This window comes from Actinacidiphila rubida, assembly GCF_900110255.1.
Taxonomy (GTDB): Bacteria; Actinomycetota; Actinomycetes; order Streptomycetales; family Streptomycetaceae; genus Actinacidiphila; species Actinacidiphila rubida.
Genome location: NZ_FODD01000008.1, coordinates 32,819 through 45,031 on the forward strand (window position 1 = coordinate 32,819; position 12,213 = coordinate 45,031).

General features: G+C 72.2%; 12 protein-coding genes. 1 reads left to right on the forward strand and 11 read right to left on the reverse strand.

What is annotated here, in order from left to right; genetic code table 11:
- Window positions 1-60 precede the first annotated feature (60 nt).
- From pgi to BMW99_RS09955, 3 genes are all read right to left on the reverse strand, one after another.
- Entirely contained in the window at window positions 61-1,713 is a 1,653-nt protein-coding gene (pgi, locus tag BMW99_RS09945; protein WP_069463629.1) for a glucose-6-phosphate isomerase, read from the reverse strand.
- Window positions 1,714-1,786: 73 nt separating this feature from the next.
- Window positions 1,787-2,551, reverse strand: a complete 765-nt coding sequence (locus tag BMW99_RS09950; protein ID WP_069463630.1) for a sugar isomerase domain-containing protein — start codon at window positions 2,549-2,551, stop codon at window positions 1,787-1,789.
- Window positions 2,552-2,765: 214 nt separating this feature from the next.
- Window positions 2,766-3,797 (reverse strand): BadF/BadG/BcrA/BcrD ATPase family protein, encoded by a 1,032-nt coding sequence (locus BMW99_RS09955; RefSeq protein ID WP_075016647.1) that lies wholly within the window; start codon window positions 3,795-3,797, stop codon window positions 2,766-2,768.
- A 59-nt stretch (window positions 3,798-3,856) separates the two neighbouring features.
- On the opposite strand from BMW99_RS09955, the gene BMW99_RS09960 reads away from it, so the two are divergent.
- Window positions 3,857-4,753 carry a MurR/RpiR family transcriptional regulator gene (locus BMW99_RS09960; RefSeq protein WP_075016648.1) on the forward strand — a complete coding sequence of 299 codons (897 nt, stop codon included), beginning with the start codon at window positions 3,857-3,859 and terminating at the stop codon, window positions 4,751-4,753.
- A 28-nt stretch (window positions 4,754-4,781) separates the two neighbouring features.
- Here BMW99_RS09960 and BMW99_RS09965 read toward each other — a convergent pair whose 3' ends face one another.
- From BMW99_RS09965 to rapZ, 8 genes are all read right to left on the reverse strand, one after another.
- Complete coding sequence (locus tag BMW99_RS09965) at window positions 4,782-5,117, reverse strand: RNA polymerase-binding protein RbpA (protein WP_073497103.1); 336 nt, start codon at window positions 5,115-5,117, stop codon at window positions 4,782-4,784.
- Between the two features lie 199 nt (window positions 5,118-5,316).
- A complete protein-coding gene (gene secG, locus BMW99_RS09970) occupies window positions 5,317-5,553 on the reverse strand; it encodes a preprotein translocase subunit SecG (RefSeq protein WP_069463019.1) in 237 nt (78 codons plus the stop codon).
- A 115-nt stretch (window positions 5,554-5,668) separates the two neighbouring features.
- Window positions 5,669-6,424 (reverse strand): triose-phosphate isomerase, encoded by a 756-nt coding sequence (tpiA, locus tag BMW99_RS09975; RefSeq protein ID WP_069463020.1) that lies wholly within the window; start codon window positions 6,422-6,424, stop codon window positions 5,669-5,671.
- Between the two features lie 125 nt (window positions 6,425-6,549).
- The gene (locus BMW99_RS09980; protein ID WP_069463018.1) at window positions 6,550-7,764 is read right to left on the reverse strand and encodes a phosphoglycerate kinase; all 1,215 of its coding nucleotides are present in this window, start codon (window positions 7,762-7,764) and stop codon (window positions 6,550-6,552) included.
- 117 nt (window positions 7,765-7,881) lie between these two features.
- A complete protein-coding gene (gene gap, locus BMW99_RS09985) occupies window positions 7,882-8,886 on the reverse strand; it encodes a type I glyceraldehyde-3-phosphate dehydrogenase (protein WP_069463017.1) in 1,005 nt (334 codons plus the stop codon).
- A gap of 426 nt (window positions 8,887-9,312) precedes the next feature.
- Window positions 9,313-10,290, reverse strand: coding sequence for a DNA-binding protein WhiA (gene whiA, locus BMW99_RS09990; RefSeq protein ID WP_069463016.1), 978 nt, complete (start codon window positions 10,288-10,290; stop codon window positions 9,313-9,315).
- Window positions 10,281-11,300, reverse strand: coding sequence for a gluconeogenesis factor YvcK family protein (locus BMW99_RS09995; RefSeq protein ID WP_075016699.1), 1,020 nt, complete (start codon window positions 11,298-11,300; stop codon window positions 10,281-10,283). The genes whiA and BMW99_RS09995 overlap by 10 nt, the downstream gene beginning before the upstream one ends.
- A gap of 2 nt (window positions 11,301-11,302) precedes the next feature.
- Window positions 11,303-12,169, reverse strand: coding sequence for an RNase adapter RapZ (gene rapZ / locus BMW99_RS10000; protein WP_069462203.1), 867 nt, complete (start codon window positions 12,167-12,169; stop codon window positions 11,303-11,305).
- Between the last annotated feature and the right edge of the window lie 44 nt (window positions 12,170-12,213).

Below are 12,213 nucleotides of genomic sequence, written 5' to 3' on the forward strand. Positions count from 1 at the left end.
GCACACGAAGGGGCGCGGGGAACGGCACCAGTGGCCGTTGCCCGCGCCCCTTCGGTCCGCTCAGCGGCCGCGCAGCTCGCGGTACTTGGCGACCAGCGCGGTGGTGGACGCGTCCAGGCCCGGCACGTCGGCGCCCTCGGTCAGGGCCGGCTCGACGCGCTTGGCGAGCACCTTGCCCAGCTCGACGCCCCACTGGTCGAAGGAGTCGATGTTCCAGACGGCGCCCTGGACGAACACCTTGTGCTCGTAGAGGGCGATGAGCTGGCCCAGCACGGACGGGGTCAGCTCGGTCGCCAGGATCGTGGTGGTGGGGTGGTTGCCGCGGAAGGTCTTGTGCGGCACCAGCTCCTCGGACACGCCCTCGGCGCGCACCTCCTCCGGCGTCTTGCCGAAGGCCAACGCCTGCGTCTGGGCGAAGAAGTTCGCCATCAGCAGGTCGTGCTGGCCGGCCAGCGGCCCCAGTTCCGCGATCGGGCGGGCGAAGCCGATGAAGTCCGCGGTGATCAGCTTGGTGCCCTGGTGCAGCAGCTGGTAGTACGCGTGCTGCCCGTTGGTGCCGGGGGTGCCCCACACGACCGGCCCGGTCTGCCAGGCGACCGGGTTGCCCTCGCGGTCCACGGACTTGCCGTTGGACTCCATGTCGAGCTGCTGCAGGTACGCGGTGAACTTGCTGAGGTAGTGGCTGTACGGCAGGACCGCGTGGGACTGCGCGTCGTGGAAGCCGCCGTACCAGACGCCGAGCAGGCCGAGCAGCAGCGGGACGTTGCTCTCCGGCGGGGCGGTCCTGAAGTGCTCGTCCACCAGGTGGAATCCGGCGAGCATCTCGCGGAACGCGATCGGGCCGATGGCCAGCATCAGCGACAGGCCGATGGCCGAGTCGAAGGAGTAGCGGCCGCCGACCCAGTCCCAGAACTCGAACATGTTCTGCGGGTCGATGCCGAAGTCGGAGACCTTCTCGGCGTTGGTGGACAGCGCCACGAAGTGCTTGGCCACCGCGTCGTCACCCGCGCCCAGCCGGTCCAGCAGCCACTGGCGGGCCGAGGTGGCGTTGGTGATGGTCTCGATGGTGGTGAAGGTCTTGGAGGCGACGATGAACAGCGTCTCGGCCGCGTCGAGGTCGCGCACCGCCTCGTGCAGGTCCGCACCGTCCACGTTGGAGACGAACCGCACCGTCATGTCGCGGTCGGTGAAGGAACGCAGCACCTCGTAGGCCATCGCGGGTCCGAGGTCGGAGCCGCCGATGCCGATGTTGACGATGTTCCGGATCCGCTTGCCGGTGTGGCCGGTCCACTCGCCCGAGCGGATGCGGTCGGCGAACTGCGTCATCTTGTAGAGCACGGCGTGCACGCCGGGGACGACGTTCTGCCCGTCGAGCTCGATCGTCGCGGACTGCGGGGCGCGCAGTGCCGTGTGGAGGACCGCGCGGTTCTCCGTGACGTTGATCCGCTCACCCCGGAACATCGCGTCCCGCAGGGGGAACACCCCGGTGGCGACGGCCAGTTCACGCAGGAGCTCCAGCGTCTCGTCGGTGACGAGCTGCTTGGAGTAGTCCAGGTGGAGGTCACCGACCTGGAGGGTGTAGCGGCTGCCCCGCTCGGGGTCGCGGTCGAACAGGTCCCTCAGGTGGACGCCGGCCAGCTCGTCGCGGTGCTTGGCGAGCGCGTGCCACTCCGGGCGCTGGTCCAGCCTGGTCTGCGTGTTGGTTCCGGACATCAGTCCACTTCTCCTCGTCCTCGCTGCGACACCAACGCTAGTTGATGGCGCAGCGAGACGAGCTGAGGGGACTTCAGAAGCCGCCGCGGTGCAGCCGCCCGGCGTAGCGCTCCTCCAGGACGACGTTGCGCTCGTGGCCGCCGGGCAGGTTCGCCGACACGTACACCGGCGCCTCACGGCCCTCGGCCTGCAGCAGGCCGACGGCCTCGGCGAGCACCATCTGCACCAGCAGCGCGGAGGTGATGGTGGACACCCCGCACAGCGCGCCGCCGTCCGCCAGCGGCAGGATCGCGTCGCCGGTGGGGGCGCAGTTGTCGAGCACCGCGTCCGCGACGTCGGCCAGCCGCTTGCCGCTGGGGTGCAGCGCCGGCACCGCGCGGGTGTGGGTGAGCGAGGTGAGCGCGATCAGCGGGTGGCCGGCCTCCTTCACCTGGAGCGCCATGTCGACGATCGAGTTGTTGACGCCGGAGTTGGAGACGATCACGAACAGGTCCTGGGGGCGCGGCGCGGCCAGCTCGTAGAGGCGCCGGGCCAGGCCCGGGGAGCGCTCCAGCAGCGGGTCGGTGAGCACCGAGCGGTCCTCGCCGCCGCGCAGCACCAGGTCGGACAGCCCGATCCGGTTGGTGGGGATGAGGCCTCCGGCGCGGCCGACGATCTCCAGCACGGTGGCCTGCGAGTGGCCGGTGCCGAAGCCGTGGATGACGCCGTCGGCGGCCACGCAGTCGGCGAACAGGCGGCCGGCGGCCGCGACGGAGTCCTTGTTCGCCTCGATCGCGCGCTCCACGGCCGCGCGGCCCTCGTCGGCGAACGCTGCGGCGCTGATCTGTCCTGCGGCCATGGCCGGGGCTCCTTCGCAGACCCGTGGTCGCGGGTGACCACGGAGATGAAGATGATCTTTGGTTGAGCCAACCACACTGTCGGCACGATGATGAAACAACGAACCGAGGAGCGGCGTCAAGGCTCCCCCGGCGTTCAGCGGGGCCGCTCAGATGAACAGCGGGTGCGCGCCGGGCCCCGCGCATCGGCGCGCGGGCCGAGGGGCGCCCGGCGGGTCAGAGCAGCGTGCGGGCCAGCGCCGCCGCGCCGGGGGCGCCGTCGGCCGTGGGGTAGAGGTGCAGCCCGAGACCGGACAGCCGTGCCTCGACGCGCGACAGCAGCGGCCCGCCGGGCCCGAGCAGGCCGCCGGTGAGCACCAGCGGCTCCCCCGGCCGCGGGTGCAGCGCGCCCACCGTGGCGGTCAGCAGTGACGCCGCCTCGTCGAGCAGCCGCAGCGCGACCGCGTCGCCCCCGGCGGCCGCGGCCACCGCGGCCGGGCTGAGCAGCGCGAGCTGCGGCGGAGGCTGCCCGTAGGCGCTGGTGACGACGGCCTCGCTCAACTGCCAGCGCTCCTCCGGCCGGAGCTGCCCCGCGGCCGCTCGGCCCGCCTCCTCGCCCAGGTAGTGGGCGGCGACCGAGGCGACCAGGGATGTCCACGGCCCGCGGCCGTCCAGCGCCTCCAGGGCCGCCCGCACGGCGCGGCCGCCCAGCCAGTAGCCGCTGCCCTCGTCGCCGAGCAGCCACCCGTGGCCGTCGATCACCGCGGACCGCCGGCGGCCGGCCAGCCGGGTGGCGATCGCGCCGGTTCCGGCGATGAGCACCAGCCCGCTGGTCGGCGCCCCGGGTGCGGCGGCGAGCGCCACCTCCGTGTCGCCGCCGACGTCGACCGCCGCGCCGGAGATCCCGTTCGCGGCCAGCGCGTCCCGCACGCACGACAGCGCGAGGCCCTTGCCGCGCTCGTCCCCCAGGCCCTCCGCCGCGCCCGCGAACCCGCCGAAGGCCGCGACCACCCGCCCCCGGGCGGCGGGCGGCACGGCCTGCGCGATGGCGTCGGTCAGGTGCCGGGTCAGGTCGGCCCGGCCGACGCTCAGCGCGTTGCCGGGGCCTCCGCTGCCGCGTCCCAGGACCGCGGCGGCGGGATCGGCGGGACTCGCGGGACCGTCGGAACCGGTCACCGGGGGCGGGTCGGCGAGGGCCAGGCAGGCCCGGCTGCGCGTGCCGCCCGCATCGATACCGATCACCAGCGGCTGGCTGTAGATTTCACTCATCAACCCGCATGGTGGTTGATGGATTCACTCCGGCACAAGACCCGACGGGACGCGCGTTCATGATCACCGCACTGATCCGCTCCGAACTTCCGCGGATGTCCGGTTCCCTGCGCAAGGTCGGCGAGCTGGTCCTGGCCGATCCGGCGGCCGCCACCCACGGCTCGGCCGCCGAGCTGGGACGCAGGACCGGCACCTCGCAGGCCACCGTCACGCGCTTCTGCCGGGCACTGGGCCTGGAGTCCTACCAGCAGCTGCTGATCGAGCTGGCACAGGAGCAGGGCCGGGCGGGGGCGGACCAGCGGGCCCAGCGCGGTGCCGCCCTCGGCCCGCAGATCGGGCCCGACGACGACCTGGAGCACGTCATCGGCGTGGTCGCCGAGGCCGATCTGGAGGCGCTGCGCCACACCGCCGAGCTCCTGGACCGGGAGGCCCTGGAACGGGCCGCACAGGCCCTCGCACGGGCCCGCAGGATCGACGTCTACGGCGTCGGGGGCTCGGGCATCGTCGCGCACGAGACGCAGGCCCGCCTGTTCGGCATCGGGTGCGCGGCCCACGCCTGGACCGAGGTGCACGCGGCGGAGACCTCGGCGGCGCTCCTGACGCCCTCGGACGCCGTGGTGGCGGTCTCCCACTCGGGCACCACCCGGGAGGTCCTGGAGCCGCTGCGGCTGGCCGCCGAGCGCGGCGCGGCCACGGTGGCGGTCACCGGCGACCCGCGCTCACCCGTCGCCCAGGCCGCGGACGTCCGCCTGACGTCGTTCTCGGGCGAGACCAGCTTCCGGCGGGGCAACTTCGGCACCCGCCACTCCGTCCTGCTGATCGTGGACTGCCTCTACGCGCGCGTGGCCCAGCTGACCTACGAACGGGCCACCGCGTCCATCGCGTTGACGTCCCACATCGCGCAGGGCCACAGCACGAGACGAGCCCCCGGCCGCCGGGCGGGCTCAGCGGGCTGAGCCTGCCCCGGAACCGGGGGCGCAGTCGTCAGATCTCGCCGCGGAGCTTCGCGAGCGCCTCGGCGAGGATCGCCTCGCCGTCGGCGGCCGAGCGGCGCTCCCTGACGTAGGCCAGGTGCGTCTTGTAGGGCTCGGTCCGCGGCGGTGCCGGCGGGTTCTCCTCGTCCTGCCCCGCCGGGAAGCCGCAGCGGGGGCAGTCCCAGGTCTCCGGGATCTGCGCGTCGCTGGCGAAGCTCGGCTGGGTCTCGTGCCCGTTGGAGCACCAGAAGGAGATGCGCAGCCTGGGCGCGGACTCGCCGCGCTCCGCCTCTCCCATCGGCCCCGCTCCGACCCGACTGCCACGGATCGCGTTGCCACTTGCCACGGTCGTAACTCCCTGCGTGATGGTGCTGCGAGGTCGCCCATTGCCGGAGACCGGTTCGCCCCCGCGCGTGGCGGGAAAGGGCACGGTATCCCAAGACGCGGCTCCATGATAAGTCGTGGATGAGCCGCGTCGCCGACGAGGCGTCAGTTCGGCGCGAACGGACGGGACTCGACGCAGGCCGGAGCAGTGGCGGCGGCCGCTACTTCTGGAACTTCATCACCAGGCCGAGCACGATGATGCAGGCGAACCAGAGCAGGCCGACGACCACGGTGATGCGGTCGAGGTTGCGCTCGGCCACCGAGGAACCGCCGACGGAGGACTGCATGCCACCGCCGAACATGTCCGACAGGCCGCCGCCCTTCCCCTTGTGCATCAGCACGAGCAGCAGAAGCAGCAGGCTGAAGATGATGAGGGCGATGGAGAACCCGATGACCACGGCTGGACCAACTCTCTCGACTACACGACGGCACTGAGGGACTACGGTGCGGGGCCGGTGGCGGCGTCTGCGCACCGCACCGGCCCCGACAGGGTACTTCACACGGGTCGGGAGTTCACTGGTCCCGGAAGCGGACGATCTTCGTGAACTCGTCGGCGTCCAGCGAGGCGCCCCCGACGAGCGCGCCGTCGATGTCCGGCTTCGCCATGATCTCCGCGACGTTGCCGGCCTTGACCGAGCCGCCGTACTGGATGCGGACCTGGTCGGCGACCTCCTGCGTGTACAGCTCGGCGACCTTGGCACGGATCGCCGTGCAGACCTCCTGGGCGTCGTCGGCGCCGCAGACCTTGCCGGTGCCGATGGCCCACACGGGCTCGTAGGCGATCACGATCGTCGCGGCCTGCTCGGCCGGCAGGCCCTTGAGACCGCCCTCGACCTGCGCGAGCGTGTGCTCGACGTGGTTGCCGGCCTCGCGGACCGCCAGCTCCTCGCCGACGCACATGATCGGCGTGAGGCCGTGCTTGTACGCGGCCTTGACCTTGGCGTTGACGATCGCGTCGTCCTCACCGTGGTACTGCCGGCGCTCGGAGTGGCCGACCGCGACGTAGGCGCACTTCAGCTTGGACAGCATCGGCCCGGAGATCTCGCCGGTGTAGGCGCCGGAGTCGTGTGCCGAGATGTCCTGGGCGCCGTAGCGGATCTTCAGCTTGTCGCCGTCGACCAGGGTCTGCACCGACCGCAGGTCGGTGAACGGCGTCAGGACCGCGACCTCGACCGCGTCGTGGTCCTTGTCGTTCAGGGCGAAGGCGAGCTTCTGGACGTGCGCGATGGCCTCGAGGTGGTTGAGGTTCATCTTCCAGTTGCCGGCCATCAGCGGCTTGCGGGTGTTCTGCTCGGTCATGGTGTTCGGTTCTCCATGCTCGGGGTCGGGCTTCCTGCTCGCTCCCGGACCGGCCGGCCGGGTTCCTCGGCCGGCGGCTCCGGGGAGTTCGGGCGTCAGCCCTCAAGCGCGGCGAGACCCGGCAGGGTCTTGCCCTCAAGGTATTCGAGACTGGCGCCGCCACCGGTGGAGATGTGGCCGAACGCGTTCTCGTCGAAGCCCAGGATGCGGACCGCGGCCGCCGAGTCGCCGCCGCCGACCACGGTGAAGGCCGGGGAGTCGATCAGGGCCTGGGCGACCGCGCGGGTGCCGTCGGCGTAGTCGGGGTGCTCGAAGACGCCCATCGGGCCGTTCCAGAAGACCGTCGCGGCGTCGGCCAGCTTGGCGGCGAACAGCTTCCGCGACTCGGGGCCGATGTCCAGGCCGATCATGTCGGCCGGGATGGAGTCCACCGGCGCGGTGGCCGGGGAGGACGGCGCCTTGGTCTTCAGGTCGGGGAACTCGGTGGCGCCGACCACGTCGACCGGCAGCACGAACTCGACGCCCTTGGCCTCGGCCCGCGCCAGGTACTCGGTGACGACCGGCAGCTGGTCCTCCTGCAGCAGGCTCTTGCCGACCTCGTGGCCCTGGGCCTTGAGGAAGGTGAAGACCATGCCGCCGCCGACCAGGATGCGGTCGGCCTTCTCCAGCAGGTGGTCGATCACGCCGAGCTTGTCGGACACCTTGGAGCCGCCGAGCACCACCGCGTAGGGGCGCTTCACGTCCTCGGTGAGCTTCTTCAGCACCCCGACCTCGGTGGCGATCAGGCCGCCCGCGGCGTGCGGGAGCCGGGCCGGCAGGTCGTACACGGAGGCGTGCTTGCGGTGCACCGCGCCGAAGCCGTCGCCGACGTAGGAGTCGGCGAGGGCGGCGAGCTGGTCGGCGAACGCGCCGCGCTCGGCGTCGTCCTTGACGGTCTCGCCCGGGTTGAAGCGGAGGTTCTCCAGCAGCGCGACCTGGCCGTCAGCCAGCCCGGCCACCGTGGCGGCGGCGCTGTCGCCGACCGTGTCGGACGCGAACGCCACGTCCGTGCCCAGCAGTTCACCGAGGCGGGCGGCGACGGGCGCGAGCGAGAACTGCGGGTCGGGCGCGCCCTTGGGGCGGCCCAGGTGCGAGGCGACGATCACCTTGGCGCCGGCGTCGGCGAGCCGGGTGATGGTCGGTACGGCGGCGCGGATCCGGCCGTCGTCGGTGATCGTGCCGTCCGAGAGCGGCACGTTGAGGTCGGCGCGGACGAACACCCGCTTGCCGGCCACCTGCCCCTCGGCGAGAAGGTCGTCGATCGTCTTCATGAAAGGCGGGTCTCCTGTGGTGAGCTGGACGTCGGCATGCGGACAGGGCCCGGGAGGTGCGTCGTCGCACCCCTCCGGGCCCTGTCCCTCACATCGCGGTGCGCTGCGGCAGCGCGGTCAGAGCTTGTCGCCGACGAAGACCGTGAGGTCCACGAGGCGGTTGGAGTAGCCCCACTCGTTGTCGTACCAGCCGATGACCTTGACGGTCTTGCCCTGGACCATCGTCAGCGACGAGTCGAAGGTGCAGGACGCCGGGGTGTTGACGATGTCCGAGGAGACGATCGGGTCCTCGGTGTACTCCAGCAGGCCCTTGAGCTGACCCTCGGCCGCCTTCTGGAACGCGGCGTTGACCTCGTCCTTGGTGACCTCGCGCTCCAGGTCCACGACCAGGTCGGTGACCGAGCCGGTCGGGACCGGCACGCGCATGGCCAGGCCGTCCAGCTTGCCCTTGAGCTCCGGGATGACCAGCGCGGTGGCCTTCGCGGCACCCGTGGTGGTCGGGATGATGTTCTCCGCGGCTGCGCGGGCGCGGCGCAGGTCCTTGTGCGGGAAGTCCAGGATGCGCTGGTCGTTGGTGTACGCGTGGACCGTCGTCATCAGGCCCTTGACGATGCCGAAGTTCTCCAGCAGCACCTTCGCCATCGGCGCCACGCAGTTGGTGGTGCACGAGGCGTTGGAGATGATGTTGTGCTTGGCGGGGTCGTAGGCGTCCTGGTTGACGCCCATGACGATGGTGATGTCCTCGTTGGTGGCGGGCGCCGAGATGATGACCTTCTTGGCACCGCCCGCGAGGTGCTTGCCCGCGTCCGCGGCCTTGGTGAAGATGCCGGTCGACTCGATCACGATGTCGACGCCCAGCTCGCCCCACTTGATGGCGGCCGGGTCGCGCTCGGCGAGCACCTTGATGGTGTGGCCGTCCACGGTGATGGTGTCGGCGGTGTGGGTCACCTCGGCCTTGAGGCGGCCCAGGATGGTGTCGTACTTCAGCAGGTGCGCCGTGGTCGCGGTGTCACCCAGGTCGTTGACCGCCACGATCTCGATGTCCGCACCCTGCTCCAGGATGGCGCGGAAGAAGTTACGACCGATACGGCCAAAGCCGTTGATGCCTACCCGGATCGTCACGAACCGATCTCCTCGCTCAGTTGCCGGAGTCCCTCTCCGGCTGCGAAATATGGGATGTCCCCGACCACTGCTGAGCCTACCCGCCCCACGGCGCGGTCGCGTCACGGGGCTCTGCCGCCGTGCGGCGTGCCCCTCCGTCACGTTCGCCGCTCCCGGGCGGGGGCCGCCCACGGGTGCACGGGCTCGCCCGGACTCCGTCCGGGAGGCGCCCTGACCAGCGCGGCGGCCGTCGGCGCGCGACCCGTCGCCCACCACCCCGCGGCGCCGCGCCGAGCGCGTCCCGACGCCTCCCGGCCCAACACGCCGGGAGCCCCCGCACCCCCGGGACCGCGGCACACCGCCCGCGGAGGGCGAACCGTCCGCGCCGGACGGAACGCCGCCCGCGGAGGGCAGGCTGTTGACTGTGCGGGGAGAGCGGCTGAGGTATCAGCCGACCATCTCGTCGGTGAGGTTCGACTCGGTCCCCGGCATCCCGAGATCGGACGCGCGCTTGTCGGCCATGGCCAGCAGCCGGCGGATCCGCCCGGCCACCGCGTCCTTCGTCAGCGGCGGCTCGGCGAGCGAGCCCAGCTCCTCCAGGGACGCCTGCTTGTGGTCCATCCGCAGCCGGCCTGCGGCCGCGAGGTGCTCGGGGACGTCCTCCCCGAGGATCTCCAGCGCCCGCGACACGCGCGCGCCCGCGGCCACCGCGGCCCGGGCGGACCTGCGCAGGTTCGCGTCGTCGAAGTTCGCCAGCCGGTTCGCGGTGGCCCGCACCTCGCGCCGCATGCGGCGCTCCTCCCAGGCCAGCACCGAGTCGTGCGCGCCGAGCCGGGTCAGCAGCGCGCCGATCGCGTCGCCGTCCCGCACGACCACGCGGTCCACGTTGCGGACCTCGCGGGCCTTGGCCGGGATCTGCAGCCTGCGGGCGGCGCCGACCAGCGCCAGGGCCGCCTCGGGACCCGGGCAGGTGACCTCCAGGGAGGACGACCGGCCGGGCTCCGTCAGCGAGCCGTGCGCCAGGAACGCGCCGCGCCAGGCGGCCTCCGCGTCGCAGGTGGCACCGGACACGACCTGCGGGGGCAGGCCGCGGATGGGCCGCCCGCGGCCGTCGACCAGGCCGGTCTGCCGGGCCAGCTGGTCGCCGCCGGCGACCACGCGGACCACGTACCGGCTGCCGCGGCGCAGCCCGCCCGGCGCCATGACGACCAGGTCGGAGGCGTGGCCGAAGATCTCCAGGATGTCCTTGCGCAGCCGTCGCGCCGCGATCCCGGTGTCCAGCTCCGCCTCGATCACGATGCGCCCGCTGACCAGGTGCAGGCCGCCCGCGAAGCGCAGGATCGACGAGACCTCCGCCTTGCGGCAGCAGGTCCGGGTGACGGGAAGCCGGGAGATCTCGTCCTTCACCGCTGCCGTCATCGCCATGGGCCGATCCTTCCACGCATACGAAAAATCCTGTCATACGCGGCGGCCAACAACTCCGGGTCGTGCCGGGGCCCGTCAGGGGCCGCGACCTTGGCCAGCTCCACCGTGCCGCCCAACTTCTCGGCGGCCTCGTCGAGGCTGTCCCGGTCGGGCACGGCGGCCTCGTCGGCAAGCACCACGTCGATGGTGAGTTTAGGGGCGTGTCGGCCCAAAACCTCCAAGTGACGCTGCGGAGAAAATCCTTCGGTTTCTCCGGGCTGCGGCGCGAGGTTGAGGGTGAGCACCCGGCGGGCCCTCGTCGTCATCAGGGCTTCGGCCAGTTCGGGCACCAGAAGATGCGGCATCACCGAGGAGAACCACGAGCCGGGACCCAGCACCACCCAGTCGGCGTCCAGCACGGCCTGGACGGCCTCGGGCACCGCCGGCGGGTCGGCCGGCACCAGCTGGACCTCCTGGACCTCGCCGGGCGTCAGCGCCACCGTGGCCTGGCCGCGGACCGTCGAGATCTCGTCCGGCCGATCCGGGTCGTGGCCCCGGACGATGGCGTGCAGATCCAGCGGCACCGCGGACATCGGCAGCACCCTGCCGTGCGCGCCGAGCAACCGGCCGACCCACTCCAGCGCGGCCACCTCGTCGTCGAGCTGCTCCCACAGCGCGACGATCAGCAGGTTGCCGACGGCGTGGCCGTGCAGGTCGCCGCCGCTGACGAAGCGGTGCTGGACGACCTTCGCCCAGGTCCTGCCCCACTCGTCGTCGCCGCACAGCGCCGCGAGGGCCTTCCTGAGGTCGCCGGGCGGCAGGACGCCCATCTCGCTGCGCAGCCGTCCGCTGGAGCCGCCGTCGTCGGCGACCGTGACCACGGCGGTCAGGTCCCCGGTGATGCGGCGCAGCGCCGACAGGGAGGCGGACAGTCCGTGGCCGCCGCCGAGGGCGACCACCTTCGGCGGCACCCCGCCGCGGCGGCCGCGCGCCGCCGGGCGGCTGGAACGACGCAGCCGCCGACCCGTCATGATCACTCGCGCCCCATGTCCCTGTGCACCGTCACCGTCTCCACTCCGTCCGCCGCGAGGCGCTGCGCCAACCGCTCCGACATGGCCACGCTCCGGTGCTTGCCACCGGTGCAGCCCACCGCGATCGTCACGTACCTCTTGCCCTCGCGCCGGTAGCCCGCCGCGATGATGTGCAGCAGCTCGGCGTACCGGTCGAGGAACTCCTTGGCGCCGGGCTGGTTGAACACGTACGTGGCCACCTCGTCGTTGAGCCCGGTGAAGGGGCGCAGCTCCGGAACCCAGTGCGGGTTCGGCAGGAAGCGGCAGTCCACCACCAGGTCGGCGTCGACGGGCAGCCCGTACTTGAATCCGAACGACATGACGGTGGCCCGGAGTTCCGGCTCCTCCTCGCCGGCGAACTGCGCGTCCAGCTTGGCCCGCAGTTCGTGCACGTTGAGGCTGGAGGTGTCGATCACGAGGTCGGCGTCGCCGCGCAGCTCGCGCAGCAGGTCGCGCTCGGCGGCGATGCCGTCGACGATACGGCCCGAGCCCTGCAGCGGGTGCGGGCGGCGGACGGACTCGAAGCGGCGCACCAGCGCGTCGTCGGACGCCTCCAGGAAGATCACCCGGCGCTTGACGCTGCGGGTGGCGAGGTCGGCGAGCGACTCGCGCAGGTTGTCGAAGAACTGCCGGCCGCGGACGTCCACGACGACGGCGATCCTGGCCACGTTGCCCTGGGAGCGGGCGCCGAGGTCGACCATGGTCGGGATGAGCGCCGGCGGCAGGTTGTCCACGACGAACCAGCCGAGGTCCTCCAGGCACTTGGCGGCGGTGCTGCGGCCGGCCCCGGACATGCCCGAGATGATCACCAGTTCGGGGATGGCGGCCATCGGCTCGCCCGCTCCCGTCGCCGTGAGGTGGCTGCCGCCGGCCC

Excerpts from the sequence above, each read along its gene's own strand:
- whiA (WP_069463016.1), bottom strand. The coding sequence starts at position 10,290 with ATGGCGATGACGGCAGCGGTGAAGGACGAGATCTCCCGGCTTCCCGTC.
- tpiA (WP_069463020.1), bottom strand. The coding sequence starts at position 6,424 with ATGGCCGGCAACTGGAAGATGAACCTCAACCACCTCGAGGCCATCGCG.
- rapZ (WP_069462203.1), bottom strand. The coding sequence starts at position 12,169 with ATGGCCGCCATCCCCGAACTGGTGATCATCTCGGGCATGTCCGGGGCC.
- pgi (WP_069463629.1), bottom strand. The coding sequence starts at position 1,713 with ATGTCCGGAACCAACACGCAGACCAGGCTGGACCAGCGCCCGGAGTGG.
- BMW99_RS09955 (WP_075016647.1), bottom strand. The coding sequence starts at position 3,797 with ATGAGTGAAATCTACAGCCAGCCGCTGGTGATCGGTATCGATGCGGGC.
- BMW99_RS09960 (WP_075016648.1), top strand. The coding sequence starts at position 3,857 with ATGATCACCGCACTGATCCGCTCCGAACTTCCGCGGATGTCCGGTTCC.
- BMW99_RS09995 (WP_075016699.1), bottom strand. The coding sequence starts at position 11,300 with ATGACGGGTCGGCGGCTGCGTCGTTCCAGCCGCCCGGCGGCGCGCGGC.
- BMW99_RS09950 (WP_069463630.1), bottom strand. The coding sequence starts at position 2,551 with ATGGCCGCAGGACAGATCAGCGCCGCAGCGTTCGCCGACGAGGGCCGC.
- BMW99_RS09980 (WP_069463018.1), bottom strand. The coding sequence starts at position 7,764 with ATGAAGACGATCGACGACCTTCTCGCCGAGGGGCAGGTGGCCGGCAAG.